Here is a 263-nt window from a genome sequence, read left to right on the forward strand (position 1 = left end):
CGTCGACAGCGAGCACCTGACGGCCACGCAGGGCACCTACACCAGCTGCCCGGTCAACGAGGACCAGGAGCCGGCCTGGCAGATCTCGACCCGCAGCATGCGCATGGACCTGGCCGCCAACGAAGGGCAGGCCGACGGCGCGGTGCTGCGCTTCCTTGGCGTGCCCATCCTGGCCGCACCCAGCCTGAGCTTCCCGCTGAGCTCGGCGCGCAAATCCGGCTGGCTGCCGCCCAATATCTTTCTGGACAACCGCAGCGGCTTTG

Annotated in this window: 1 protein-coding gene; it reads left to right on the top strand. The window is 68.8% G+C overall.

What is annotated here, in order from left to right; all coding sequences use genetic code 11:
* On the top strand, positions 1–263 hold a 263-nt coding region (locus RZA33_RS19550; protein ID WP_317509862.1), incomplete at both ends, for a hypothetical protein.

It is taken from the genome of Halovibrio sp. HP20-59 (assembly GCF_033052795.2).
In the GTDB taxonomy this organism is placed as follows: Bacteria; Pseudomonadota; Gammaproteobacteria; order Pseudomonadales; family Halomonadaceae; genus Vreelandella.